This is a genomic window from Anaerococcus prevotii DSM 20548 (assembly GCF_000024105.1).
Taxonomy (GTDB): Bacteria; Bacillota; Clostridia; order Tissierellales; family Peptoniphilaceae; genus Anaerococcus; species Anaerococcus prevotii.
In genome coordinates this window covers 802,501-828,981 of the sequence record NC_013171.1, presented here as the reverse complement: position 1 = coordinate 828,981, position 26,481 = coordinate 802,501, and the positions used below count along the sequence as shown (strand labels likewise).

General features: G+C 31.2%; 35 protein-coding genes (1 of these 35 only partly in view). 1 reads left to right on the top strand and 34 read right to left on the bottom strand.

Annotated features, from left to right (window positions below; translation table 11 throughout):
- Positions 1–52: 52 nt before the first annotated feature.
- The 31 genes from APRE_RS03805 to APRE_RS03670 form a co-directional block, all read right to left on the bottom strand.
- The gene (locus tag APRE_RS03805; RefSeq protein ID WP_169302043.1) at positions 53–679 is read right to left on the bottom strand and encodes a hypothetical protein; all 627 of its coding nucleotides are present in this window, start codon (positions 677–679) and stop codon (positions 53–55) included.
- The gene (locus APRE_RS03800; RefSeq protein ID WP_015777666.1) at positions 669–1,070 is read right to left on the bottom strand and encodes an HIRAN domain-containing protein; all 402 of its coding nucleotides are present in this window, start codon (positions 1,068–1,070) and stop codon (positions 669–671) included. The genes APRE_RS03805 and APRE_RS03800 overlap by 11 nt, the downstream gene beginning before the upstream one ends.
- Positions 1,071–1,871: a molecular chaperone DnaJ gene (locus APRE_RS03795; protein WP_015777665.1), complete on the bottom strand. Its 801-nt coding sequence runs from the start codon at positions 1,869–1,871 to the stop codon at positions 1,071–1,073.
- Between the two features lie 78 nt (positions 1,872–1,949).
- Positions 1,950–3,074: a hypothetical protein gene (locus tag APRE_RS03790; protein ID WP_015777664.1), complete on the bottom strand. Its 1,125-nt coding sequence runs from the start codon at positions 3,072–3,074 to the stop codon at positions 1,950–1,952.
- Between the two features lie 314 nt (positions 3,075–3,388).
- Positions 3,389–3,622, bottom strand: coding sequence for a hypothetical protein (locus APRE_RS10060; RefSeq protein WP_169302039.1), 234 nt, complete (start codon positions 3,620–3,622; stop codon positions 3,389–3,391).
- 72 nt (positions 3,623–3,694) lie between these two features.
- A complete protein-coding gene (locus APRE_RS10055; RefSeq protein ID WP_041449694.1) occupies positions 3,695–3,907 on the bottom strand; it encodes a hypothetical protein in 213 nt (70 codons plus the stop codon).
- Positions 3,908–4,080: 173 nt separating this feature from the next.
- A complete protein-coding gene (locus tag APRE_RS03775; protein WP_276329768.1) occupies positions 4,081–4,398 on the bottom strand; it encodes an ATP-binding cassette domain-containing protein in 318 nt (105 codons plus the stop codon).
- A 147-nt stretch (positions 4,399–4,545) separates the two neighbouring features.
- Positions 4,546–5,769, bottom strand: a complete 1,224-nt coding sequence (locus APRE_RS03770) for an IS110 family RNA-guided transposase (protein ID WP_012803514.1) — start codon at positions 5,767–5,769, stop codon at positions 4,546–4,548.
- A 234-nt stretch (positions 5,770–6,003) separates the two neighbouring features.
- The gene (locus APRE_RS09490) at positions 6,004–6,138 is read right to left on the bottom strand and encodes an ATP-binding cassette domain-containing protein (RefSeq protein ID WP_081440635.1); all 135 of its coding nucleotides are present in this window, start codon (positions 6,136–6,138) and stop codon (positions 6,004–6,006) included.
- A gap of 317 nt (positions 6,139–6,455) precedes the next feature.
- Positions 6,456–8,177, bottom strand: coding sequence for an urease subunit alpha (gene ureC / locus APRE_RS03765; protein WP_015777663.1), 1,722 nt, complete (start codon positions 8,175–8,177; stop codon positions 6,456–6,458).
- Positions 8,178–8,561: an urease subunit beta gene (gene ureB / locus APRE_RS03760; protein WP_015777662.1), complete on the bottom strand. Its 384-nt coding sequence runs from the start codon at positions 8,559–8,561 to the stop codon at positions 8,178–8,180. It lies immediately after the preceding gene.
- Positions 8,562–8,570: 9 nt separating this feature from the next.
- Positions 8,571–8,873, bottom strand: coding sequence for an urease subunit gamma (locus tag APRE_RS03755; RefSeq protein ID WP_015777661.1), 303 nt, complete (start codon positions 8,871–8,873; stop codon positions 8,571–8,573).
- Positions 8,864–9,679 (bottom strand): urease accessory protein UreD, encoded by an 816-nt coding sequence (locus tag APRE_RS03750; protein WP_015777660.1) that lies wholly within the window; start codon positions 9,677–9,679, stop codon positions 8,864–8,866. Before APRE_RS03750 ends, APRE_RS03755 begins: the two co-directional genes overlap by 10 nt.
- Complete coding sequence (ureG, locus tag APRE_RS03745; protein ID WP_015777659.1) at positions 9,679–10,290, bottom strand: urease accessory protein UreG; 612 nt, start codon at positions 10,288–10,290, stop codon at positions 9,679–9,681. The genes APRE_RS03750 and ureG overlap by 1 nt, the downstream gene beginning before the upstream one ends.
- 8 nt (positions 10,291–10,298) lie before the next feature.
- The gene (locus APRE_RS03740) at positions 10,299–11,003 is read right to left on the bottom strand and encodes an urease accessory protein UreF (RefSeq protein WP_041449693.1); all 705 of its coding nucleotides are present in this window, start codon (positions 11,001–11,003) and stop codon (positions 10,299–10,301) included.
- On the bottom strand, positions 10,996–11,511 hold the full coding sequence (locus APRE_RS03735) for an urease accessory protein UreE (protein ID WP_015777657.1): 516 nt from the start codon (positions 11,509–11,511) through the stop codon (positions 10,996–10,998). Before APRE_RS03735 ends, APRE_RS03740 begins: the two co-directional genes overlap by 8 nt.
- A 580-nt stretch (positions 11,512–12,091) precedes the next feature.
- A complete protein-coding gene (locus tag APRE_RS03730) occupies positions 12,092–12,298 on the bottom strand; it encodes a hypothetical protein (protein WP_041449692.1) in 207 nt (68 codons plus the stop codon).
- A gap of 134 nt (positions 12,299–12,432) precedes the next feature.
- The gene (locus APRE_RS03725) at positions 12,433–13,026 is read right to left on the bottom strand and encodes a hypothetical protein (RefSeq protein WP_015777655.1); all 594 of its coding nucleotides are present in this window, start codon (positions 13,024–13,026) and stop codon (positions 12,433–12,435) included.
- 93 nt (positions 13,027–13,119) lie between these two features.
- Complete coding sequence (locus tag APRE_RS09920; protein ID WP_015777654.1) at positions 13,120–13,254, bottom strand: hypothetical protein; 135 nt, start codon at positions 13,252–13,254, stop codon at positions 13,120–13,122.
- 97 nt (positions 13,255–13,351) lie between these two features.
- Entirely contained in the window at positions 13,352–13,528 is a 177-nt protein-coding gene (locus tag APRE_RS03720; protein ID WP_015777653.1) for a hypothetical protein, read from the bottom strand.
- A gap of 2 nt (positions 13,529–13,530) precedes the next feature.
- Positions 13,531–13,671, bottom strand: a complete 141-nt coding sequence (locus tag APRE_RS10080; RefSeq protein ID WP_218916036.1) for a hypothetical protein — start codon at positions 13,669–13,671, stop codon at positions 13,531–13,533.
- A 328-nt stretch (positions 13,672–13,999) separates the two neighbouring features.
- Positions 14,000–14,653 (bottom strand): hypothetical protein, encoded by a 654-nt coding sequence (locus tag APRE_RS03715; RefSeq protein WP_015777652.1) that lies wholly within the window; start codon positions 14,651–14,653, stop codon positions 14,000–14,002.
- Between the two features lie 242 nt (positions 14,654–14,895).
- Positions 14,896–15,141, bottom strand: coding sequence for a hypothetical protein (locus tag APRE_RS10050; protein ID WP_420805545.1), 246 nt, complete (start codon positions 15,139–15,141; stop codon positions 14,896–14,898).
- A 78-nt stretch (positions 15,142–15,219) separates the two neighbouring features.
- Positions 15,220–15,426 carry a hypothetical protein gene (locus tag APRE_RS10045; RefSeq protein WP_041449690.1) on the bottom strand — a complete coding sequence of 69 codons (207 nt, stop codon included), beginning with the start codon at positions 15,424–15,426 and terminating at the stop codon, positions 15,220–15,222.
- Positions 15,427–15,579: 153 nt separating this feature from the next.
- Positions 15,580–16,086, bottom strand: coding sequence for a hypothetical protein (locus APRE_RS03700; protein ID WP_015777651.1), 507 nt, complete (start codon positions 16,084–16,086; stop codon positions 15,580–15,582).
- 10 nt (positions 16,087–16,096) lie between these two features.
- Positions 16,097–16,843 (bottom strand): alpha/beta fold hydrolase, encoded by a 747-nt coding sequence (locus APRE_RS03695; protein WP_015777650.1) that lies wholly within the window; start codon positions 16,841–16,843, stop codon positions 16,097–16,099.
- Positions 16,844–16,912: 69 nt separating this feature from the next.
- Positions 16,913–17,539, bottom strand: coding sequence for an L-2-amino-thiazoline-4-carboxylic acid hydrolase (locus APRE_RS03690; RefSeq protein WP_015777649.1), 627 nt, complete (start codon positions 17,537–17,539; stop codon positions 16,913–16,915).
- 53 nt (positions 17,540–17,592) lie between these two features.
- On the bottom strand, positions 17,593–18,420 hold the full coding sequence (locus APRE_RS03685; RefSeq protein ID WP_015777648.1) for a class I SAM-dependent methyltransferase: 828 nt from the start codon (positions 18,418–18,420) through the stop codon (positions 17,593–17,595).
- 81 nt (positions 18,421–18,501) lie between these two features.
- On the bottom strand, positions 18,502–19,140 hold the full coding sequence (locus APRE_RS03680; RefSeq protein WP_015777647.1) for a DUF6796 family protein: 639 nt from the start codon (positions 19,138–19,140) through the stop codon (positions 18,502–18,504).
- A gap of 244 nt (positions 19,141–19,384) precedes the next feature.
- Positions 19,385–21,106, bottom strand: coding sequence for an ABC transporter ATP-binding protein (locus APRE_RS03675; RefSeq protein ID WP_015777646.1), 1,722 nt, complete (start codon positions 21,104–21,106; stop codon positions 19,385–19,387).
- The gene (locus APRE_RS03670) at positions 21,090–22,844 is read right to left on the bottom strand and encodes an ABC transporter ATP-binding protein (protein ID WP_015777645.1); all 1,755 of its coding nucleotides are present in this window, start codon (positions 22,842–22,844) and stop codon (positions 21,090–21,092) included. Before APRE_RS03670 ends, APRE_RS03675 begins: the two co-directional genes overlap by 17 nt.
- A 161-nt stretch (positions 22,845–23,005) precedes the next feature.
- On the opposite strand from APRE_RS03670, the gene APRE_RS03665 reads away from it, so the two are divergent.
- On the top strand, positions 23,006–23,998 hold the full coding sequence (locus tag APRE_RS03665) for a helix-turn-helix domain-containing protein (protein WP_015777644.1): 993 nt from the start codon (positions 23,006–23,008) through the stop codon (positions 23,996–23,998).
- Between the two features lie 310 nt (positions 23,999–24,308).
- Here APRE_RS03665 and APRE_RS03660 read toward each other — a convergent pair whose 3' ends face one another.
- The 3 genes in view from APRE_RS03660 to APRE_RS03650 are tightly spaced (at most 8 nt apart) and all read right to left on the bottom strand, a layout consistent with a single transcriptional unit that may run on beyond the window.
- Positions 24,309–24,713, bottom strand: coding sequence for a metal-dependent transcriptional regulator (locus APRE_RS03660; RefSeq protein ID WP_015777643.1), 405 nt, complete (start codon positions 24,711–24,713; stop codon positions 24,309–24,311).
- Positions 24,714–24,721: 8 nt separating this feature from the next.
- A complete protein-coding gene (locus tag APRE_RS03655; protein WP_041449689.1) occupies positions 24,722–25,855 on the bottom strand; it encodes a metal ABC transporter permease in 1,134 nt (377 codons plus the stop codon).
- Positions 25,839–26,481: the 3' portion of a metal ABC transporter permease gene (locus APRE_RS03650; protein WP_015777641.1), read on the bottom strand. 236 nt of this gene lie beyond the right edge of the window; 643 of the gene's 879 nt are visible here — the last part of the coding sequence; its start codon lies off the right edge, out of view — the gene reads right to left on this strand; its stop codon occupies positions 25,839–25,841. Before APRE_RS03650 ends, APRE_RS03655 begins: the two co-directional genes overlap by 17 nt.

The following is a 26,481-nucleotide window of genomic DNA, read 5'->3' as shown; positions in this document are numbered from 1 at the left end:
TTTGACATTTTGTAGTAGAAAGGCCTACAATTTCTATGTATATTTCTAACTCCTATAAATAGCTTATCCAAATTTCCGCAAAACTTTTACCTTCAAAAATTCTAAAATTAATCCCCTTATCACTATAAGAAAAACTTTTTTCTTTTCCTAGATATCCAAGAAATAATTCTTTACCTATGCTTATAATAGCATCTTTGTCATGATAGGTAAATTCATATCCATCCCTAAATCTCTTCCAGTCAGATGGTGTAAATAAGGTGTTTTCATTTAAAATATCATCTAAATCCCCAATTACATATTCTGTAAAATATTCATCATCAGATATTAAATAGTTTATAGATTTAGTTTTAAAAGTAACATAAACACTTAGGTCATAGGCCAGTTTCATAAGGTCAAGCTCGCTTGCTTCTACCTTTATACTATTTTCTTCCTTAGTTAATGAATAAATTATCTCTTCCCATAATTTTGCATATTCACCAAAAATACTAAAATACTTAAAACCTGATTTGATTAGCTTGTTAACAGCTTTTTCAATGATAAAACTACTAGCAATGTTATTTGCAATTATAAAGCAGTATTGGCCTGAAATAGGATCGAAATCAAAATCGTGGCTATCTTTTACACATAAATTAGGATGAATCCATTCGTTTTCGTAATACATCTTTTGCCTAACTTTCACGAAGATATATATTGATTTTTATCCTGGCCCACTTGCCTCGCATTTCTTTATCTTCCACTTTTGCAAAAAGATTTTTCCCCGCATCCATTAGTCTTGAAAAAATCACATTGTCTTGGCGTGGGACATATCCTATTTTTTCTTTTCTTGATGTTTCTATAGAAATAGCTTGAGGATCATGTTCGTTGTCGGGTTCACGGTAGAGATTTAACTTTTCACCTTCTTCTAAATTCTCGTAGATTTCCCCAATATTTTCAATATGAGTAGTACCAGCTACATATGAAACAAAAAGAAATATATCATGTTCAAATGGTTTGGGAAGGTCAAATCTCTTCTCATTATTTGTAATAATATCAACAAGACCATTTTGATCTTTTTTTATTAAATCACCCATTTATTTCCTCAATAATTCTTCTATGTATTCTTCCTGGGTCTTTATTGCTTCTTGGTAGGATTTTAGATCATTTTCTAAAGTCTTAAGCTTCTCTTCTTTTTTGTCATCATCTTCCACATATATCTTCCAAGTATAGGGACTTTGAGATTTTATCAAATCAATATCATTTTTAATTTTCTGAACTAATTCTTCTAATCTTTTGACCTCGTCCATCAAAGATTTTCCAGTTAAAAGATCTTCAACGTCCATATCTCCACTACAAACTATATCGTAAATAATTTTTGTAGAATAAAGATCGCCTGCCTTGTATGATTCTGTGGCATTGTAGAATAAGTGTTGCTCCCTATCAGAAAGCTCTGGATTAAGGTCAGGATGCAAGGCTCTTACAATTTTTCTATATAATCTTTTTAGCAAAATTGTATCATCATCAGATAAAATCTCTAAATGAGAACGACTAATTGCATGATTAATCTCATCCATCTTAGAATCAAGCTTTTCCCTATAATCAGCAAATTCTAAATCTAGTATATCTTCGATATCAGATAAATTTATTTCTTCCTTACGATTAATCCTTATCTGTATTAAAGCTTTCTTTCTTCTAAGTCTCTGATATTTGCAAAAATCAGAAAACACCTTGTATTCAAGACTTCCAAAAATCAGCATATACTGGGTTTTGATATTTGCACAAACTACATAGTAAAGATTATCTCTTTCTAGTAAAAGTTCCTCTAAACTATCCCTATACTTTTTTAATTTTTCCCTAAGTTTTTTATCATCTGGAAATTCAATAATTTTTCCCATAGAAATACCTTTCTATATGCTTTAGCGATAAATCTTTCCTAAAAATCCTATCTTTCTTAATTCAGCCAAAGTATTTCATTATAGAAAATAAATTTTCTCTTTATTGAAACATATTTCTTCAGTATGATTATAAATACGATTTAAGTCTTCTATCTTATCAATTAAAATTCTTGTAGTCGGATTAGCTAGCTGTGCAAAATTTCTCAAAAGACTCTTTTCAATCTCTTGAGAACTTTTATATATAGCATCGCCCTTATCTTTTAAGTATTCATCTACAGGGCCTTTCTTTATGATTGGTAAAGAACCGATAACTTTTCCAGCTGACTTACCTACAATTCCAATTCCCTTAAACAAATTCTTTTCTAAACCAGTTTTGGCAATTCTTTCTAAATAAAATGAACTTTTCATAAAATAATCCCTGTACTCATTAGATGATTTTTCTATCTCATTTCTTATGTTTAGAATATAATCTTCTTTGAAATTACCAGCCAGCATTATTTCCATTAATGAAGATAAGGAAAATATGTAGAGAGAAAGGCGATAATATTTGAATTTTTTAACTAAATCGGCTAGTCTAGAGTTGATTTTTACCTGACCTGTAAAAAACTGCTTCTTTAATATTTCATCATTTATCTTCTTTTGGAATGATAGGATATTCTTTCTTGATCGGTTTTTAATATCCATAACAACATTGTGAGTATTTGTGATAATCATAAGGTTGTCCCAATTATACTTATAGTTTTTTACTATCTCCATTAAAGTTTCAACATCAGCTTCTATTTGAGACTCATTTTCTACTTCAAGAAAAGAAAGTATTTTCTTCTGATCTTGTTTTATTTGCTTAATATCCTTCTCCACAAAATGAATCATCATGGCCACTAAAATCAGGGCTGGATCTATAGGACCTACAGTTTTTGTTGTTGCTGAAAGTAAGTCTATCCCAGAAAGTTGGGCAAATTTAGATTTGCCTGTAGGTGTCAGCATTGCACCCCAAAAATTCCCATTTTTAGCAATTTTGAGTGTATCTCCGAAGCTTTTATTTGCAATCTTATACATGTCATCGACTTGAAAATCTACAGTATTAGTAATAGTTCTAAAATAGGGCAACAAAGACGATAAAGTTACTCCCAACATTGATAATTCAGAAATTGGAAAACTTAATGTATTTTTTACTTCAATTGCTTTCCTGGTTTCTTCAAGCATGGATTCAGTTATTGTTTCAAAATATTAGCTTCATTCTTTTTTTGATCTCTCTCATATTAAATCTCCGTCTTTTTTATTTTCTAAAATAAAGCGTTAATAGTTACCATTATTATAGCACCTATCTGAAAAGTAAGTAAAGATAAATACAAAATCATCAAATTACAGTAATTTAGCTTGGACTTAAAAATATGGCTTAATACCATAAATCTTATCCCTAGCATTTTTATATTCTAAATTTTAATTTAAAAAAATAATGGCTTCTTAGATTTCTTTTAAATCCTAAAAGCCACTTTAGCTAAGATTTTTATAAACACTTATAGCTTTTCAAGGTAAGTTATTACTTCTACGTGTGTTGTCTTTTGCTTGGGAACATAATTTTTTATCCTCGTCATCCTTGTGGGAGCACAATTATTAATATCATTGTCTTCAGCATTTTTTCTTTTATCTTTGAAATCATCAGAATTTTGACTACCTTTAACTCCTGTTTTGAAATAGAATTTTAAGTCATATGGATGGACTGCTCCGTCTTTGTCAATTCTACCCACCACGACTTTATCAACTATGCTTTCAAAGACTGTTCTGTTAAATTTCTCTATAATTTCTCTATTCTCTAAGATATTTTAAAATTGCTTTAGTCTTTCTTTAATAGAATTTTCATCTTTTATTGTTAGCTCTAGGGTTTTCTTTTTATCGAGTAATTCTTCTTTTTGTTTTGTAAGTTTTTTATATTTTTTAGCATAAACTTCTTCGTCTATACTATCTTCTAAATGAAGATCAACTAACTTTCTTTCTTGACTAATGATTCTATTTAATTGATTTTCTATCTTTTTCAATTCTTTGACTAATGTATTATCATTTATTTCTTCTTCTACAATTTTTAAAAAATCATCTATTACTGTTGAATCTGCATGGCATAATTGCCTATAAATTCAACAAAAGCTTTTTCTATTGCTGCTTCTTGTATTCCCTTTGAATGAGGACAATATTTTTTACCTTTTTTAGAAAACTATTTTATCAATTCTCTTAATTCTTGGATTCCCAAAGGATCTAATCCATTTTTTAGTTCATCAAGTATTAATAATTCTGGATTATTTATAAGTGCCATTGCGATTCCAAGTCTTTGTTTCATACCTAATGAAAAATTTCTTGCCAATTTTTTATTTGTATTTTCTTTACCAACTATTTTTAACACATAGTCAATTCTTCTTTTGACAATATTTAATAATACTGTTAAAACTTCTAGGTTTTCATATGCTGTTAAATTTGGATAGATAGCAGGATGCTCTATGATAGATCCAACATTTTTTAAATCTTCTGTACACATGCTTTTTCCTTCAAAAAAACCTGCTAACAAAAGTCAAGGAGAAAATCGAATTAATTTTACTTTTCTACTTGTTATTTAGAGTTTAAATTTAAGCACAACAAATAAGCCGCTTACAATCGGCTTGTTTTAACTATAGCAATGTTAATTCTAGGCTACTTTTAATAACTTCTTTTCTTGTTTTGATGCCATAACTTTTGCATAGTAGGTTCTTAAGAATTTATTTAATCCTGCAAATTTACAAATCTTCTTAGCCTTTCCATCTTTTTCTTTTTTTACCATATACAGATATATATCATTTTCAGTATCTTTTGCACTCATCATGCATTTCATAGCTTGATAACCTACTTTTCTTAGTATTGCATTGCCTCTTTTTGTTATTTTTCTCTGATCCGCTTTGAAGTTACCTGACTCATATGGTGGTGAATCTATTCCTACAAATGATATTAAACTTTTTTTGTTTTTAAATTTTGATAAGTCTCCAAATTCTGCTGTAATTTGCACTGCTAATTTATCTGATATTCCTGAGAATTTCTTTGCTTCTTGATATTCTTCTAAGGGCTCGGAAATTTCTATCATTTGTGATAAAATAGTATGTAGAATTTGATTTATATGTTTTATCAATTCTATCCCTTCTTGTATGCTAGTCTTTATATATGAGCTATTAGAAGGTTGAATTGAGATACTTTCCTCTGCGAGCTTGTATATGGATTTAGCTTTATCAGCATTAGGATGGTATCTCTTTTCTTTTGCCCAGTTTTTAAAATCTTCTATGAATTTTTCTTCTGGTTTTTCTAATACTAGGTCTTTGTGCCACCATATTTCTAAGAAGTCTAATAGTTTATCTTTTGAAAAGTCTCCTGAAGCATGTGGTATTAATTTCTTTATTCCTGGAAATGTTTGACTTATTGTTTGATCTATGAAGTTCATTTGATTGATTCTTAAGTCCATGTAGTGCTGATAGGATCTGTTTAATTCTTTTAGAATTCTGAAACTTTCTGAATCTACTTTATATTCTTGTAATTCTTTCCAGTACATCAAGCCATATTCTGCTATTTGTATGGCATCTATGTTATCATTTTTTGCTTTTCTAAAGTTAAGTACTCTACAAAACTGTTTCATTTTCAAAGGGTTTACTACACTTACAAAATATTCTTTATCTTTTAATTCATAGAGGATTGGAAGATGATATTTACCTGTTGCTTCCATGATTATTTTTACTTCTTCATTTAACGTATCTAGTTTCTTTAAAAATTCTTCTACTTTTGTTTTGTTAAGATGAACATCAAAAGGCTTCCAAATGATTTTGCTACCTTGTTCTAGTGCACAGACTGTAAACTTTTCTTTTGCTATATCTATTCCTATAGATATCATTTTATTACCTTCTTTCTTTTGATTTGTAGTTTCTACCTGCACCATTACACTCATTTTAGCTCGTGACACGGACGTTTTGCCCAACCTGCTTAATCGAATATGAATAATGAAGAGGTAGTTGACAGTTTTTATGACGGATATTCTAACCCTAAAACCCCCTCGTCATACTACATCTTCATTATACAAAAATAGTGCAAGATAGAAATAATTTTCTTTCTTACACTATTTATGGTACTAAATATCCCCCGATGTACAATTCATAACTTTAGTAATTATTTTTAATAGTGTTGATTTTCCAGCACCGTTTGGTCCTAATAATCCATATATCTTTCCTTTTTCTACTTTAAGTGATACATTTTCAAGTACCATTTGTTCTTTGATTTTCTTTGTTAAATTTCTTGTTTAAAGCATAATTTTCATATATTATTCCTACATTTCTTATGTAATCAATTCTAACAATAAAAAATAACCAAATTATAATTACGGTATTTTTTGAAAAAATATATAAATTTTGAAAGGAGTTTTAAAAGAAGTAAGGACAGTAAGTGTACGGACACTTACAAAAAAATTAATGGAGCAGACCTTTACGGAATACTCCATTAATTTTTACCTTGTTAGGGAGAACCCTAAGACCCTTACATCTCTAGTAAGGATTTTGAGATTCTTGTTAAGTTCTAATATTTATTTTAAAATAGATTGTATAATTGACCTAGGGCGACCTTGTCTACTGGATCACATGTTATTTTCTTTCCTTCAATTGTCACTTCATAAGTTTCTGGGTCTACCTTAATGTTTGGAGTTTCGGAGTTTAGTTTCATGTCTTTTTTGCCGATGTTTCTGCAATTATGAACAGGTAGTACCATTCTTTTTAGGTCTAGTTTTTCTTTTATGCCTGCTTCATAGGCTGCTTTTGAAACAAAGGTCATGCAAGAGTTTCCGATTCCTCCGCCAATGGCTGCATACATTCTTCTGTATATAACAGGTTGTGGTGTTGGTATGGATGCGTTAGGATCTCCTGATGGTGCCATTATTATTAGACCATTTTTTAGGATTTGTTTTGGACGAACTCCAAAGAATTTTGGCTCCCAAAGGACAAGATCTGCTCGTTTACCGACTTCGATTGAACCAATATATTCAGATACTCCGTGGGCTATGGCTGGATTTATAGTATATTTGGCTACATATCTTTTGGCCCTAAAGTTATCGTTATTATTTCCTTCATCTTCTTTGAGGGCTCCACGTTGGTCCTTCATCTTTGAGGCTGTTTGCCATGTTCTCATAACAACTTCGCCAATCCTGCCCATGGCTTGAGAGTCTGAAGACATTATTGAGAATACTCCCATATCTTGGAGGACATCTTCTGCAGCTATTGTTTCCGGTCTAATCCTTGAGTCAGCAAAGGCTACATCTTCTTCTATGGTTTTGTCAAGATTGTGGCAAACCATAACCATATCCAAGTGCTCATCTGATGTATTTATGGTAAAAGGCATAGTTGGATTTGTTGATGCTGGAAAGACATTGTTAAAGCCAGCTGCAACTATTTGATCTGGTGCATGTCCTCCTCCTGCTCCTTCAGTATGGAAGAAATGTATAGCCCTTCCACCTATGGCATCTAGGGTATCTTCGATTGTACCGCCTTCGTTAAGGGTATCGGTATGGATTGCAACTGCTATATCGCACTCATCAGCAACTTCAAGGCTGGCATTTATAACAGCTCTTGTTGCTCCCCAGTCTTCATGAATCTTTAGACCACAAGCTCCTGCTTTTATTTGTTCATAAAGGGGTTCTTTGCTTGAGCAATTTCCCTTACCCAAAAGTCCTACATTTACTGGATATCCTTCGACTGATTTTAACATAGCATCTAGGTGGTTAGGACCTGGAGTACAGGTTGTAGCATTTGTTCCATCAGCAGGTCCTGTCCCTCCTCCGATTAGGGTAGTAGTTCCTCCTGCAAGGGCAGTGTTTGCTTGATCGGCTGATATAAAATGAACGTGAGTGTCAATTGCTCCAGCAGTTACGATTTTATTTTCGCCTGAGATTATTTCAGTGCTTGCCCCAATTACAAGACCGGGATTTACATTATCATTCATATCTGGGTTTCCAGATTTTCCTATTCCAGTAATAATACCATCTCTAATGCCTATATCTGCCTTGTATATGCCAGTATAGTCTAGGATAATTGCATTTGTAATTACTGTATCACAAGTTCCTGAGGCATAGCTTGCAGTTGAAGATTGATTCATTCCATCTCTTACAGTCTTACCACCACCAAATATTGATTCATCTCCATAAATAGCACAATCTTTTTCTATTTCTATTATAATATTTGTATCCGCTAGTCTAACTTTATCGCCTGTTGTTGGCCCATACATAGAGCCGTATTTTTCTCTTGAGATTTTAAATGACATCTATTCCTCCCCATCACTATTGATATTAGCATAGCCTTTTTGAATTAGGTTTTTCATGGCTTCCTCTTTTTTGATATCATGAGTTATACCATTTGTAAGTCCATTAAAGCCTATAACCCTTCCATTTCCGCCGATATCAATTAATCTTACCCTATGGGTTTGACCTGGTTCAAATCTAATAGCATTTCCTGCAGGAATGTCTAGTTTTTTTCCAAAGGCCTTTTTACGATCGAATTTTAAATATCTATTTACTTCAAAAAAATGAAAATGAGAGCCGATTTGTACAGCCCTATCTCCAGTATTTGTTACTTCTAGTTCTATAGCTTCGAAATCTTCATTTAAAATTAAATCTTCATCTTTATAAAAAACTTCACCTGGAATCATTTTTGCCTCCTATACGATTGGTTGATGGACTGTTACAAGCTTGGTTCCATCAGGAAATGTGGCTTCGATTTGCACATCCTTAATCATTTCAGGAACCCCTTCCATGACATCTTCCCTTGTTAGAATCTTCCTACCTTCTTGCATCAAATCTGAAACAGTCTTGCCATCACGAGCCATTTCATAAAGCTCAGCACTGATTAGAGCGACTGCTTCAGGATAGTTTAATTTAAGTCCACGTTCTTTACGCTTTCTGGCAACTTCTCCAGCTGTAAATATCATCAAGCGTTCAATATCTTTTGGTACTAAATGCATATCCTTCCCCCTTTTTCAATCAAATAATCTATAATTTCTTTTTCACATTCTATTAGATCCTGGCCCATCTTGCCCAAAATCCTAATTTGAATATCATTTCTAAAACTTAAACTTGCCCCACCTTTTAGGCCTCTTTTTTGGCTATTCTTTTCAATTATTTTACGGATTTCGCCAATATTATCTTCATTGGAAAAATTTATAGCAACCATGGACAAAAAGTGGTCATAGCCTTCCATCAAACCAAGTTCATTTATATTTTGTTCTCTTGGCCTTATGAGGTTTTTTTCGGTATAGATAAGTTTGCTATCAAGGTTTATATCTAGATTAGTCTTGTAGCTTTTAAATTCAAAGCTTTCTCCCCTGCCAATTCTACCAGCTACAAAGCAGTTAGAAAAAATAAGCCTGGCATCTTTTTCTAAATCGACCTTGATATCCTCCCTAAAATCTGCATCCTTGTAGAGAATCATGGGTAAAAGTTTAAAAATAAAGTCAGATTTTTCTTCTCCACAAATTTCGACCCTACGACTTGCGAAAGAATCCTCGTTCATCTTATAAACTTTTTCATATGATTGAGAAGAAAGCAAGACCTTGCTATTTTTTTTTGCATAAAATCTTTCTTCTTGCCTATCGCCTTCCAGGATACCTGGGCTTGAGCTCATAATCATAGCCTTGGTAAAGTCACCGTATTTGAAGGTGTGCATGACTAAGAATGGTGGAGAATTATAAATATCTTTTAGGATTGTTGTGTCATCCTTATTTTCAAACTCTAAATATAATCTGCTGGCTCTTGCGTATGTTTTTTTCATTATTTTAAATCTTCTAATAAGACTTGCTTTCTTATCCAATCATAGACATCATAAAGGCCATCGCCATTTTTGATATTAGTGAATATAAATGGACGATCTCCTCTTTGGGCTAGGGTATCCTTTCTCATAGCCTCAAGGTCAACGCCAACATAAGGAGCTAAATCTTTTTTGTTTATGATAAGAAGGTCTGATCTTAAAATTCCTGGGCCTCCTTTTCTTGGTATATCCCCACCTGCAGCTACATCTATTACAAAGATGGTGGCATCTACAAGGTCAGGACTAAAGGTTGCTGATAGATTGTCTCCACCACTTTCGATAAAGATTATTTCTATATCCTTAAAATTTCTGACTAAATCCTCACAAGCTTCAAGGTTCATAGAAACATCATCTCTTATAGCTGTATGAGGACATCCTCCAGTTTCTACTCCTCTTATCCTATCTCTTTCGAGAATCCCTTGATCTTTTAGGTAGTTTGCATCTTCTTCTGTATATATATCATTAGTAACTACCGCTACCCTGTAATCTTTTTTGAATTCTTCTACTAGTTTTTCTATCAAATGTGTCTTGCCGCAACCAACAGGGCCTGCGACACCAATTTTTACGTAATCCATAAGCCTCCCTAAGACATATAAAGTCTTGAATATAATACTTCATGTTGCATTGAAGCAACTTCTACACCTGGATAGGCAGTAAAATAATAATCCTCATCCAATTTATCTATCTTTGTAACTAAATATATTATCAAGTCATAGATTTCATATAAGATTTTCTGCCCATCAAACTGGCTGATAGGAACAGTCTTAACAGCTGTAATCACTAGATTCTGTGCCATATTAAAGGCAAAACTCAAAAGAGATGCGGTCAAATCAATATCAAGACTTGCTGTAATTAGAGCATAGGCGACTGCGTGATGGATGATAATGTCATTTTTCTTATGATAATCTAGGTAGTCGTAATATTTTTGTGGCATAGCTATGTCCATCTTATGAACTGTCGATATAAGTCTTGATCCTAACTTCTCTGAAGCTTCCCTTAACTCTTTTTGGCTTTTTTGAGCCTGCAATCTGATATTCAACTCTAAAAGCTCATCTTTTTTTTCTTCTATAAAATAATTGTAAGCTAGATATACAGCTAAAAGGTCATTATAATAGAAGCTAGTTTTCAAATAGTTTATTAAATATTTTTTTGTATCATTCGAATCTTTAATCAAATTCTTTAGGATATAATTCTCAAGTCCATAAGAATGAGAATAAGAACCTATAGGAAATTGACTATCATTTAATTGAAGTAGGATGAGCTCTTCTTCATATTTTTTTCTATTCATGGTGGTGATCTTGGTCATGGTCGTGACTATGATGATCAACTACTTGACCTTGAGGTAGAATTGCCATCAAGTTGTTTTTTGGCAATAATTTAGCCATGACCTTATCGATCTTTATACCATCTACGTTCTTTAGCATTTCTTCGAGAGTCTTCTCGTATGGTGTTATTAAAGATTTGTCATCTTCCGACCAGTACAATTTTGCATGGCGATTACCAATAATATATGCCAAGTTAACAAAGGACTTAGCCTCATCTATGGAGAGCTTTAAGCATTCTAGCTCTTCGATATTGATAGCATAAATTACATTAGCTTCTCGATAAATTATATCTCCATGCTTTAGGCCTCTTTGTCTATCTTCTTCAGAAAGCTTTAAACCCAAGTCCAGGCCATCATATTCAAATCTTTGAATTTTCTTATGGGCATGGTCGTAAGGCATATTAAGCCAGTTTATTTTTAAATTTTCTTCATTTATATCAAAAACATTTCCAATAATTTTTTCTATTATCACTTTATTCACCCCTTTTTTTACAAACTTAATAGTACCCCTTAAAACAAAAAAAACAATGATTTTGCATTTATAAAGTGTAATTTTCTTTATTCAACTTTTTGAAGACAAGCTTAGCTAAATTTCCCAGACAAAAACCGCATATAGAATATATCCATATACGGTTAATTTTTCATAGGATAATTAACAACACTTCCCAAATTGTAATTATAACAAAGAGACCCCAGGTCTTCATAATGATTTTATAAAAAAACTAATAATAAGAAATATAAATCCAAGAACTAGTATCTAATTTAAGAATGTTTTTAATAAATATATCTCTTGTTCCTCCACAAATTATAAGGTCAGTTTACATATTCAACTTGATTTTTTATATATTTTCTGTCTTCTTTTGCAAAATTATCTATCTCAGAATCGTTTGTTGCCCTCCTAGGAATCTTTTTTAAGTTTATAACTGAAATATAAGCATGATATTTTTTCCATCATATTTATCTAAATCTTCAATCACAACAAAATCTTTTTTTAATATAATTCCCGCACTAAATCTAGATACATTATTCCATATACATCCTCCAACAGCACCCTATCTTAAAAATTCTGCTAAATCATATCCTCCATCTTCTTCTTTTTTATTTGTTTCTTCTAGTATAAAAGCGATGTTCAAAGTAGCATTATTATAAGAATAAAAATCTACTATCCCGTCAGGAGAGAAGTATTTATATTTCTTTTTCCAATCAGAAAATATATTTTTGTTTTTCCTTTTGACGTAATATCTCATAATAGAATCCATTGCAAAAATTTATTAGAAATAAATGCAATACACCTGCTTTAGATGCAACATATTTACATGATTCGAAATATTTTTTATATCCTTATCTTAAACGTCTACAATTGGGTTTTTACCAAATGTATTTCAAAGGTTATTTATGAAGCATCTTTAGGAGAATATCCATGTTTTTTCAAATATAGAGAAATATCTTCCCTAGTCTTTGGATATTTATAATCTGAAAATGCTTTATGTGTTCCTGTATTATCTTTAACATTTAGTAATATTAAAGCTGATAACTCTAGCATTTCATAAAAGCTTTCTACTTTATTCCTTATAATATCATCAAAGTAATATCCAATCGTGTAGATATAGTGTATATTCTTATATTTTAAAAAGTCTTCAACATTTATAACTTTATCTAGATTTTTATAAAGATAATTATCGGCGACAGGAGTATTAAATAAGATTTTAGTCGAACCAAAAGAAACTTCTTCAGGATTAGGCCTTCGTTTTGATTTTTCTGATTTATAAAGATTGCTATTTCCTAAAATATCTTTTATTAATTCATAGTGACTTTCATGTAAATACAGTAAAAATGTATCTTCTCTGTTTAGGTTTAGAGCATAGTCTACTGGAATATCAAAACCATCTCTATGGAGACCCGTCTTCTTAGGCAATTCAACTTCATACGAAACAGAGTCATCAAATATAATTTCTTTAGTCTTAGGATTATAATAATGAGCAGGCATAGGGTTTATATGCTCTAAATCTAATAGATAAAGTGATAGCAAGCCAATCGGAAAAACATAAATATTTTGGTCTTTAATATTTTTCTTAATCTTTTAGATTATTTCTATATCTTTAAACCACTTATTTTTCTCAAAATAATGCAATTCTTTCTCTACCCTTCCACTTACATAATCATTATTAGGGTATTTTGCATTTGCATTATTTATAACTAATTCTCTAATATTCATAAAAACCTCTCTGTTTTCTTTGCTACACATATAAACTGTTTTAAGGATAAAAAACTCTACCTGTTTAATCTTTTTTATTTATTTAATTATACCCATATTAAAAAACAATCAATCCTCTATCATCATAAACCGATTCACTTGTATCATTACCACATCTTATTGCTCTATCTAAAGCCATAGTTGTATCTTTAAGCCCATATATTTTTTCTGTAGATTTTCCCTTATCTGCCTTTATATTTCCTGCTGGATCTGATCGTATAAATATGTTATTCATCATCACCTCAAAACTGGATGACCTCCATGGGCTATTTTTCTTTCCACGTATCTTGAGTAATCAGCATCGATAAAATTATATTTTCTAAAATCTTCGTAAGTTGAAATATATTTATTCTCAATTATTGCTAAATTTTCTAACATTTTATCGAGAAGTAATGCATTTTCATATTCTTAAACGAGTGCTCCTTCTTTATACTGAGGAAAATTTGGGATATTTGGTACTATTAGATTTTTTAAATACTCTTTTCTTTTTTACCAATTATTCCTAATAAATTCTTTAAATTCCATACGCTCTTATTCCTATTCAAATAATAGTAATACTCCAAAGAATTTTTATCTATAGAACTATTACTGTAGGCTTCTTGAAAAACGAAAAAACTGATCTAATTTATAAAAAATTCCTGTCATAAAACATATACTCAAATAATCCATACTAAAACTTTAAATTTTTAAAACTTATATATCTTTTTTAGTCTTCCTCAAAGTCAATAATGAATTCAGATATCACTGGTTGTATTTTATATAATGAACTTATTGCGTATGACATTTGATTATATAAGAGCTCATAACTATTTTTTTCTGAAAAAAAATTATTTTTCAATTCATTTTCAATTTTTTTATTCATATAATTTATTCTGTCATCATCAGTGGTTAATGGATTTTCCTCCAACTTATTTGTTTCTAAAAGTATATTTTGGCAAATCTTAGTATCTTGTATTATATCATCCATTAATTCTTCAAAATCTGGAAGTTCAATAGATATCTTTACTTTATTAAATTCAATGGTGCTTTCTAACAATTTAAACCTATGTTTCTTCGTATTTATTTTTTTAATGAGATATTCGTATTTATTAATAGTATTTAATCTATAATCAGCAACAAATTCCCTAAACAAATCGTACCTTTTGATCATAGTTGAAATTTTTGAAATGTCTTCTAATAAATAAAATAGTTTATTTGACAACTTTAAATTTTCGATTTCATTCAAATAATCAATTATTTCGAAAGAAATTTGTATCATGTTATCTATTTGTCTTATTACTAATGTGTTTTTATAATTTATTACTTGCTGTAAAATCTCAGCATTTTTCAATTCAAGTTCTAATTTTCGATTTTCTTTCAATTCTTATTTTAGTATATTTTTAGCAACAACTGCTGAAACAATTATTGCTAGAACTGATATACATGTGGATACAACAAATTCAATGTTATTGATTATATATTTAATGGAAATCACCTCAATAAAATTATACTTACTAACTACCTATGGACTTTTCTTTTAACAATATATTTAAAAAATCCCTTAATTTTTTATTACTAGAATTGTAATTTGAAATTGCAAAAAATAGTATTATTACACTTTTTTCATTTATTCCCTTCTACCCTTGACATCAATACTACAGTCTCGACATGCATTGTCTTTTGCTTGGGAACATAATTTTTTATCCTCGTCATTCTTGTGGGAGCACAATTATTAATGTCATTGTCTTCAGCATTTTTTCTTTTATCTTTGAAATTATCAGAATTTTGACTACCTTTAACTCCTGTTTTGAAATAGAATGTTAAGTCATATGGATGGACTGTTCCGTCTTTGTCAATTCTACCCACCACGACTTTATCAACTGTGCTTTCAAAGACTGTTCTGTTAAATTTCTCTATAATTTCTCTATTCTCTAAGAGATTTTTAAATTACTTTAGTCTTTCTTTAATAGAATTGTCATCTTTTATTGTTAGATCCAGAGTTTTCTTTTCATCGAGTAATTCTTCTTTTTGTTTTGTAAGTTTTTTATATTTTTTAGCATAAACTTCTTCGTCTATACTATCTTCTAAATGAAGATCAACTAACTTTCTTTCTTGACTAATGATTCTATTTAATTGATTTTCTATCTTTTTCAATTCTTTGACTAATGTATTATCATTTATTTCTTCTTCTACAATTTTTAAAAAGTCATCTATTACTGTTGAATCTGCATTACATAATTGCCTATAGCTTTCAACAAATGCTTTTTCTATTTCCCCTTCTTTTATTCCTTTCTTTAAAATTTTATTTTATAATCCAAGTAGAATCACTATCCAAGCTTCTACTATGGATGCGATTGGAATTAGTAATAATGGCATCAATATAAAATGTTCTTTAATAGCCAAATGCTTCATCCGATTTCTAAATTCGTAGTCCTCATGTCCTTCTGTACCTGGTATTACTATCTTATCCTTGTACTTTCCTTGGAACAAAAGTACATCCAATAGAAGGAAATCTCCAAAATTTAATATTATCCACTGAATATAGCTCATCCAGAAAAGATCTCTAAGTCCTCTTATTCCTGTATGTAAAAGAGAGGTCACTCCATATATAAATACGATTCCTGAAATTATAATCGTAAGTAATAAATTTATTCTTTTCTCTTCTTTTGTCATCTTTTCTGGAGCCGCATTTTGTATTTTCTTTGGATAGGAATCAAAGAAAAATCTAGGGTTAATTAGTACAAAAGTTGCTACTGCACCGTTAAAGATTGCAGCCATTGCAATTCCATCTAATATTGCTCTTGTTATATCCATAATATTCTCCTTATTTATTTTCCAAAAATAACTTTAATTTCTCAGCATATTCTTGAGAATGTTCGTGGAGAAATTGTCCGTGGCCCATTCCTTCAAATACTTCTGTTTCCATTTGTGGAATATACTCTCTTAATATCTTTTCACTTTTTTCAGGGATTGGCTCTTCGCTCCCCCTCCAAAACATTACTGGATTTGAAAACTTAGTTAAATTTTTTGGAGGCTTATAATGATAGATAAACTTGCAGGCATTTTTAATAGTGGTTTTTGAAATTTGCGGATAGACCATTTCTATTACGCTTAGATTATCCTTGCCCATAATCTTATCTAATAAAAATTTAGGTATTGGCTTTTTGTTTTTGATCCTACTTGTACCAATGATAAAAGCACAGGTAAATGGCCTTGCCATCAAGCCCAACTCGGCAGTAATCGCCCCATCTAAGAGGACTCTCGATGTAGAAATGTCTCCTCTTCCAATTAGTTCAACAGCTATAGTTGCTCCCATAGAAAAACCGCATATGCCATAGACACTCCCGCTCATTTCATTTAATATGTAACTTTCTATGGAATCTATGGTTTCCTCCATTGAAATTAAATCTTTTGGGTTAGTCCCATAATGTCCGTCCAATTCACAAAAAATTACAAAATAATCTTGCAAATAAGGCAGAAGAGGTTTGAAACATTGGTCTGCAGTAGAGGCAAGTCCATGAATAAATAGTATCGACTTCTTATTTCTATTTCCGTAGCTAATAAATTTCATATAAATCCTCATTATTTAATTTTTTTCGAAAGCAAGTAAAAATATCCTCTCTAATAAAAGATTTATCTATTACACTTTATCTCCCACAATGAAGTAATCACAGTAATCTCCTCCCTTGGCGATAGTTTCTTTCCTATGTAAAACTCCATGTTGAAGGCTTATCATCAAATCGTCAAGCTCACAGAAAAGTGGCATCAGTTCAAACACATTGAGTTTTTTGGTATATATACATATAGGACAACGAGTAATTCTATAATAACAAGCACCCTCATAGGGTTGACCCTCAAAATCAACCTTAAAGGACGTTGGATATAGCTTTTCTTTTTCCTCTGTATACCACTTGTAATATTTAAGAATATTTTTCTTATTGAGCTCTTTCCCCCTCTTAGTATTTAGATTAATTAAGGAAAAATACCATTTGACAGAATAAAGGGATTGGCGCATCATTTCCTGAATGATTTCTGGTGGAATCTTTTTCTCGCTTGCTATATAAGGAGCAACAAAGGCAAGGGCGAACATCTCATTGTATGCCATAGGATTGTCATTGCCGATATCATCTGCTTCTTCTATTAATTTTCGATAAATTATTTTGCTCTTTTTAATAATTTCTGAAGCATATGCTTTATCATACTTTTCTATAAGAACTTTCTTCATTGGACCTTTAAATAATAAGAAATAAAAACCTTTGTATTTCATCTTGCATACCTCATTAATTTTTTAAAATTTTTTATTTTAATTTAAATACAATTTTATTTTCTCCCAATAAGAAGAGCTGAGCCAGAAAGTCCAAGTAATAAAGATTCTTTGTGACTCATAAAAAGACCCTTTGTTGTATCAATTAATTGCACATCTTCATAGCCATCTTTTTTCAGCTTTTCCATAAATTTATTCATATCTCCATATCTTGACTTACTCATCAAATCATGGATAACAAAAATTCCACCTTTTTTAAGTACACGAAATATTTCTAGTAAAAGTCTTTGTTTGTTTTGCCCTGCAACATTGTGATAAACATAGTTGCTTGTCAATGCATCAAAACTTTCATCTTCAAAAGGAAGATTCACTGCATTCCCTTCTTCAAATCTCACATTTTCTATTCCCTCTAATTTTGCATTATTTTCACAGAGTGCTTTAGAAAATTCACTTTTATATGAACCTTTCCATATGTCACAGCCCACCATGGTTGCTTTTTGATTTTTCTTTGCACAAGCAATGGTAAGTGCACCGCTACCACATCCTACATCTAAGCCCAGGCCACCATCTGGAATTTTTACATAATCTGCAGTCCTTTCTATAATTGTTTTGGCAAGCTTTCTTTTTTCATTGAAATCAAAAGCCCTATGTAGTACTCTCATCCATATTGCAAAGAAAGTAAGTTTCAGCGTAGCATATCCGAAAATAAGGGCACAGATGAGACGAGCTCTTCCGGTAAATACAAGATTACTGATACCAAAGGCTATAAATAGAATAAAAGCTGCAATACTTCCAAATATTAATTTCTTTAGCAAGCTTTCAGGAACACAGTTTTTATAGTTAGCTCTTATTTTCTTGTTATCAATAAAATTTTCTTGTTTCATAAATTTTCTCCAGTAAATAATTAATTTTACAAAATTTACCTTTATCAAAAAAATAATAATTCTAATCCTTACTTTATAATCTTATAAATTCATATTAGTATATTTTATCAATAAAGATAAATAGTAAATAAAATATATTAAGTTAAACCAGCCTCCGCGAATAATCATATGGACTCCCTTTGGCAATCTATCAGCAAGTGGAGTAACAATCAAAAGAAATATGGGTGTAAATAAGGCTTGCCATCTTGGAAATACTGTGAGTCCAAATAAAATTACCAAAACTAATGTTATATTTGCTATAGCCATAATTCCAAAAACTATTTTTGCTTGAAATTTTAAAAATTTTAAAAATTCATCAAAAGCTCCCTTATTTTCATATCTTGATAAAAGACCTAAGTAGGCACATTGAATATGATAAGCTCCTCCCAATATCATACCAAAAACATTTATTAAAAATACAAACCAACCGATAGTTAAATACTTTTCTTGTATGCCCAAAACAATATGGAAAAACCCAATACAATAAATAAAAGCACATATTGGACCTAAAAGACCACCAATGTATAATCTTTTTATGCTAACATTTTTCATTATGCCAATAATATTATTTATAGCATCCTTGCCATCGTAATCATTTGGATCATAATATAGGGTCATGTCTCCCAAAAACATCAAGAATGAACCCAAAAGACCAATTAATATACTCTTGTATAAAGTCATAATTAAACGCCTCCTTACACTCGGATGATATTAATTATCAATTTAATTATAGCATATAACGATAATTTCTTTCAATTGTATGATTTGCTGCGTTTAACTAAGCAAAAAGTTAAAGGCAGTCCGAAGACTGCCGATATTCTTATCATATTGGAATAATCCATAATACTTTTGGGTTCTTCAAAATAGACAAACGAAGAATCCTTCAACATAACAGATGCTATTGAAAGTCTTTGCTTCTGTTCTCCTAATAAATAAATTCTTCTGCCATTTTTGTCTTTTCTATTAAGTTCCTATAAACTTTTGATTTTTTTAAAAGCTCTTCATGTTTGCCTTCGCTTTCTACTCTTCCGTTTTCAAGAACTACTATCTTATCTGCATTTTCTATAGATTTCATTCTATGTGAAATAATAACAACAGTTTTATCTTTAATTAAATTATTTAATGACTCTTGAATCTTTTTCTCGTTGTCAACATCAAGGCTTGCTGCTATCTCATCTAAGATTAATATCGGTGCATCTTTTAAGAAGGCTCTGGCTATTGATACTCTTTGTCTTTCTCCGCCTGATAGCTCAGCTCCATTCTCACCAATAACTGTATCGAAACCCTTATCCATTTTTTCTATAAAGTCTGTGCAATTTGCAAGTTTTGCTGCTCTTTTAACTTCTTCATCGCTTGCATCTTGCTTTCCGATTCTAATATTTTCCATAACACTTTGATTAAAGAGAACCACATCTTGGAAAACAATAGAGACCTTATCAAAAAGGGATTCTGTTGATATTTCTTTTATATCTTTGCCATTAATTAAGATTTGTCCCTCGTCGTAATCATAAAGTCTTGATATAAGTTTCAAGATAGTTGTTTTGCCGCATCCGCTTGCACCTACCAAAGCAGTAACCTCTCCCTGCTTAGCTTTAAAGCTTACTCCATTTAAAACTTTTGCGTCTTTATTGTAGGCAAACTCAACATCTTTTAGATCAATATCAAATTTTTTCAGATTATAGTCTTCGCCTTCTTGTAAATCTTGATTTTGAATTTCTTTTAATCTTTCAATTTTTGGCGATAAATAAAATATTTCCATCAAACCCTCTTTAGATGCGTCTAGAGAATCTTTTATCTTCATAGCCGCTAGTAAATATCCTACAAGGTAGAGGGCACTTATCTCTTTACTAATAATTAGATTTACGCCAACAAGTATTACGACAGCAAGGGAAATAAAGCTAAATATTGAAGATATAGACATAGTTAAAATTGTAGTTATTTCCGCCTTTAAGTGTACTCTCTCACTCTCTTCCATTTTTTTATATAAGTCATCTTTAATATCTTTCGACAAATTATATGCTTTAATCTCCATTTGCATTTCTATATTTTCCTGAAAACTTTCTGAGTTTTTTCTTAAGACACCATAATATCTTTTATGTCCATCAACTTGATATTTTTTAGATAAGGGTATGAATATAAAGCTTAAAAGAGATGGAATAATTACAGCTAAGCCCATCTTGACATTACCTATTAGCATCATTACAGATATTAATGGAAAAAACAGTACCATGCCGCCCACCTTTGGTATCGAGTGGCTCATTGCATGCTCTATACCTTCAATATCAGCCATGATTGTTTGTGAAAGATCGGAAATGTCATGTTTAGAAAAGTAAGATAGAGGTAATTTTGATAAATTCTCCGCTGTCCTTATTCTTAAATCCGCACTTTCTTGATAGGTTGTGCTATATAATTTATCGTATTCTATAGAAAGCAAAATATACATTGCTATCAAGGTCAAAACTGAGAATACTATATAAAATCCCTTGCTTTTGCCCATATTTTCCAAAACTTCCTGAGCAAAAATCATTAGTAATATGGCAGGAAGCATGTTTATACAATAAACGAAAAATGAAGCCAGTGTTGCTTTAGATAAATTTCTTGCTCCCTTATCTGTAAGAGCAAATATTTTTTTATAAAACTCCTTCATTTGAAACCCTCCATTCATTTGCACTGTTAAACATCTCTTGCAGCCTCTTATAACTTGTGTCTTTTGACATTAATTCTTGATCTGATCCTCTTTCTATAATTTTTCCACTATCCATAACAATAATTTCATCAAGGTCTTTAATTGTTGATAACCTGTGTGCAATCATGATAACTGTTTTATCCTTCATAAGATTTTTGAAAGCTTTTTGTAGTTCATACTCGTTATCTGGGTCAATTGATGCTGATGCTTCGTCCATAATAATGATTTTGGAATCCTTTAAAATTGCTCTTGCAATTGCAATTCTTTGTTTTTCTCCACCAGATAAGTAAACTCCTTTTGAACCTATAATTGTTTCTTCCCTTTCTGGGAATTTGTCTAATATCAAATCGCATCCTGCTAATTTTAAGGCTCTCATAACGTCATCTCTGCTCGCTCCTTTATTAGCTAAAGCAACATTGTCATAAATGCTTTTCTTGAATAATTTTGAATCTTGAAAAACAAAGGAAATGGCTTTAATTAAGGCTTCGTCGGAATATTCACTTATTGGTATCCCGCCTATCTTTATGCTTCCCTCATTAACATTGTAAAAACCTGATATAAGTTTTGCTACAGTTGATTTACCTGATCCAGATGAACCGACAAGTGCATAGGACTTTCCCTCGTCTAATTTAAAGGATAAATTTTCAATGACAGCTTTATCATTATAAGCAAAGCTAACATTGTCAAATGCTATATTATAGTTTTTAAAATTCTTGACATTGCCATGCACTAATTTGTCTTTTTGCATATCTTCGTATAGTGATTCTAAAGTATCCACCGCATAATTTCCTTGAGAAATATACATGGAGTACCACATCATTCTCATAAATGAGACAAAGAGAACTCCAGATAAAAATAAAATCATAATAAGTTCAAGTAAAATCACCTTGGTGCTGCCCAAGCTAGCCATAAAATAAACTATAGGAATAATTAAAATTGCAATTAAGCCAAAAAATAACCATTGATACAAAACATAAGGCTTTTTACAAGATAGGGAATAATCATAAGCATATTTTGAGTAATCTTTTATAGCCTTGTAAAAACTTTTAAATGACCCGACATTTGCTTTAAATATTTTTACAACCTGCATACCTCTAACGTACTCAACAGTCTCTGCACTTAGTTTAGATAGAGCTTCTTGGTATATCTTCATAAATTTTTGCTCGCCCATCATTGCTCCTAAAATTAGGCCTCCAATTATTGTAAGAGCAAGCAAGGTGATGCCAACTCTTATGCTTACTATAAAGCCTAGCACAAGTACAAGTATAGGTGTAACTATTGCCTGAGAACTATCGGGTATCATGTGGGCTATAACCTGATGAGTTTGTGCGGCATTGTCATCTATGATTTTTCTTATTTGACCAGAAGGGTTCAAGTCAAAGAACCTAAAACTAGCTTTCTCTAAACCATCAATCCCTCTTTTTCTTAAATTTGTTTCAAGACTAAATCCCAAGATATGCGAAAACATTCCTGAAACAAAATAAAATATCGCTCCACTTGTTAGTGTAATAACAGATATTAATGCTATGCTCTCTGCACCAGATAAATTTGAATTAATAATTAACTTATCTAGAAATTTGTAGATTAAATAATATCCATATACCGTAAGTACAGCAGATATAGCAGAAAAAACCATAGCTAAAACCCCAAGATGTTTTTTATCCTGTACATAAGTAAATAATTTTTTGTAAATCTTCATAATCATATCTCCTTTCTTTTAATATCCCTTTTAGATATATATTTACTTTGTTGATAATAACTATCATTGCATTTTTATTATACATCAGCTATAATTACTAATACAATAGTTTTGAATTAATAAGGCTAATTGGAATATTGTCTAAAAGGGATAGGTATATTATGACATATTATGATTTTGTAAAAGATTATATGAAGGTAGATGAATGTAAAAACAATAAGAAGTATTCAAGTGCAGGGCACACTTTTTGTTGGAATAAAGAGGATTCAACTTATGCAGAAGGACTTTATTGGTTCTATGAAGGAGATGGATTTATTATTGATATCCACGATTTTTATATCAGAGAAGAAGTAGTTCAAAACAGTACCTACAGTATGGCAGATTATGTTTCAATATACACAAGCTACATAGTCAGCGCAAATGGAGAAAGGTTTAGTCCTTATCAAACTTTGACCGTAAACTCCTTATGCACTCTTGATTTTGACAATATAAGAGATGACTTCCTATTTTTATTACACGAGAATTCATATTATCTTTGTGTTTCTATTGGATTTAAAAGAGAACTTTTAGAAAACCACCTGCTATCCATTAATATTGATCCAGAATCTTTTTATTCGACCTTACTTCAACCGAATCAATTAATTCTTACAAAGGCCTTAGAAAAAGTGTCAATGGAAATATTAAATTGCAAGATGGACGTACCTGCCGCAGATTTTTTCTTTAAAGCCAAGGCAAATGAATGGGTAAGTATTGTAATAGATACATACTTAAATAGAAAGAAATATAAAATTGATTCCGATGATAATGAAGCACTTGAAGATGTAGCAAGATTCTTAGATGATCATTTCGCCATGAATGTAAATCAAGAAACCCTTGAAAAAATTTCTAAAATGAGCGGAACAAAATTAAAAAATTTATTCAAAGAAAAATATGGTCAAAGCATTACAGAATACACCCAAAGAAAAAGAATGAATGTGGCTGAAACTCTTCTGTTAAATACCGATCTTCCTATAAAGGAAATAGCTGAATCCGTTGGGTACTCCTCCCATAGCAAATTTTCCATTTATTACAAAAGATACAAGGGAAAACTTCCAAGTGAAGTCCGTAATTTAGCTTGCAAGGATCACAATTTAAAATGCGATTGCTGTGATTAAAGTATTTTTTACAGGACATGTTTTTATACAAGTTTAAGTGTATATGTGTAGATATTTGTATGAATAAGTATAACTCTACTTTAAAAAGTAAACAAAAAACCCATACCATAACTTGGCACAGGTGGGTCTGTAAATAAGAGGAGATGCCAACTTTATAGGTTAGCATTCCCCTGTGGATTCTTTAGATCCATATAAAATTCTCTCTGGTATTTGGTCCAACTTTATGGAGTCACCATAAACCTTAGTAGTTAAAGTTTCTAAAATTCGGACTTAGATTTACGATTTTTTTGTTTTTTTAAATATTAATGTTTTACCTATTTTCGTTTGTATAAATTCTTTTGCCCCTCGGCGATTTTTTAGGATAATCCAAAAACTTGTTTAGGGCGATAAACATTTCTTCACTTGTCACGTGCTCTAATAAGTCTGATTGGTCATGCACTATATCACCATTAAGACCTAGGACATCCACTAGGAAGCACTCCCATATCCTATGTTTGGATAAAATTGCTTTCGCCTCCTTGTCGCCTAATCGGGATAAGTATATTTTGGTTTTTTCCTGGATTACCAACCCATCTTCTATTAGTTTTTTAATCATTTCACTAACTGACGCCCTACTTATCGAAAAATAATCTGATATATTTTTATTATTTGTATATCCCTTATCTTTTGAAAGTCTATATATAGCCTGGATATAGTCTTGTCTTATTGAGTTCATCTTATACCTCATAGTCCGTAATCTTTTATCAAACTTATATATAAGTTTCTACCCTTTTCAGTTAGTTTATAAACTCCCTCATCTATCAGTATCTTGTTTTCTGCTATTAAAATCTTGCTATATTTTTCTATATCTTCTTTTTTCCAGGATAGATGTTTATATATTGTGCCTATACCCAGTTCTTCTTTTGAATTTTCTTCTTGTTGGTGGTTGCCAACATGCATCAAGAAAGCATCCTTCTTAAATTCAATATGCTTCCTCTTGCGCGTGATTATTTTCATCAAAAATCCATTTTTGTTAAATAAAAATGTGATGAAAAAAGTAATCCCTGCTATGGTTGCTGACATACCAGACATTGAAAGGTTGTAATACATTGCCAAGACAAAACCTAAAATAGAATTTAATATTGAGTAAAGAACAGAAATGATTATCATCGTTCTCAAATTTTTACTTATTAGGTAAGCGCTAGATGCAGGAGCAATCAGGAAGGATATTACCAAAATTGCACCGACTGCTTCAAAGGCAACTACTGTTGTGAAGGATGTTAAGCTCATCAGACCATAAAATAAAAGTACTTCTGAAAAGCCAGCAATTTTTGCAAATTCTGCATCAAATGTTGTAAGTTTTAGTTCTTTAAAGAAAATCCATATAAAGGCTAAGTTTATAAGTCCCATTACCGACATCTGCAAGAGCGATTTCGGTATTTCCACGCCTAAGAAATTCACAGTATTTAGGGGAGCCATTATCACTTCACCCATCAAAACAATATCCACATCGAGGTGAACATTTCTCGCATATTTAGTTATAAGGATTACTGCCAAGGCAAAAAACATCGGAAAAACAATACCAACTGCATCATCATTTTTTACAAGTTTGGTTTTAGAGAGCGATTCTATAGAAAACACCGTTATTACTCCAAAAATTGCAGCTCCAAATACCAAATAAACTGAAGTAATATCCTTTACTATAAAATACGCAAGGACGATTCCAAGTAAAATTGAGTGGCTAATTGCATCAGCTAGCATGGAAAGTCTTCTTAAAACAAGAAAAACACCTATGATACTACAAGCTATGGCTGTAACCAAGAGAACTAACAAGGTTTGGTAATTGTCTATAAAGCAATATCTAAGAAAGTCCATCATATTTTTTCCTCACAATCTTTGTCCTCATACCTCTTGGGCCGATTATCATAGAAATTAGTGAAATAAAGCTCATGATAAGTATGATTGTAGATCCTGTACTCATACCATCGTAAACTGTGGATATATAGGTTCCAATAAATGCAGAAACGCCTCCACAAAACCCTGCTATTATTAACATTTCATGAAATTTATCAGTCCACTGTAGGGCTGTTATTGCAGGCACTATAAGCATTGATGAAATTAAAATCGCGCCAACCAACTTAAGACCAGTTGTGATTAAAAGCATGGTCGCAAGAAGAATTACTGTATTCATCAAAGTAGGATTAATACCGATTGTTTTAGCATAAACTTCATCAAATACATAAACTTTTATCTCCTTATAGAAAGCTAAAAGAAGTAAAAGTGAAAAAATAGATACAACGAATATTATCTTTACATCATTTTTCATGATGTATGAAGCTTGGCCAAAAATATAATTTTTTAGACCCGATTGAGAAACTCCTGCGTAGATGGGATTGCCTTGGATAAATGATTTTAAAACCATACCAAGACCAAAAAAACTTGACAGCACAATAGCTAAAGTCGCATCAAGGTCTATCTTTGAATTATTTGCGATTATATCTATC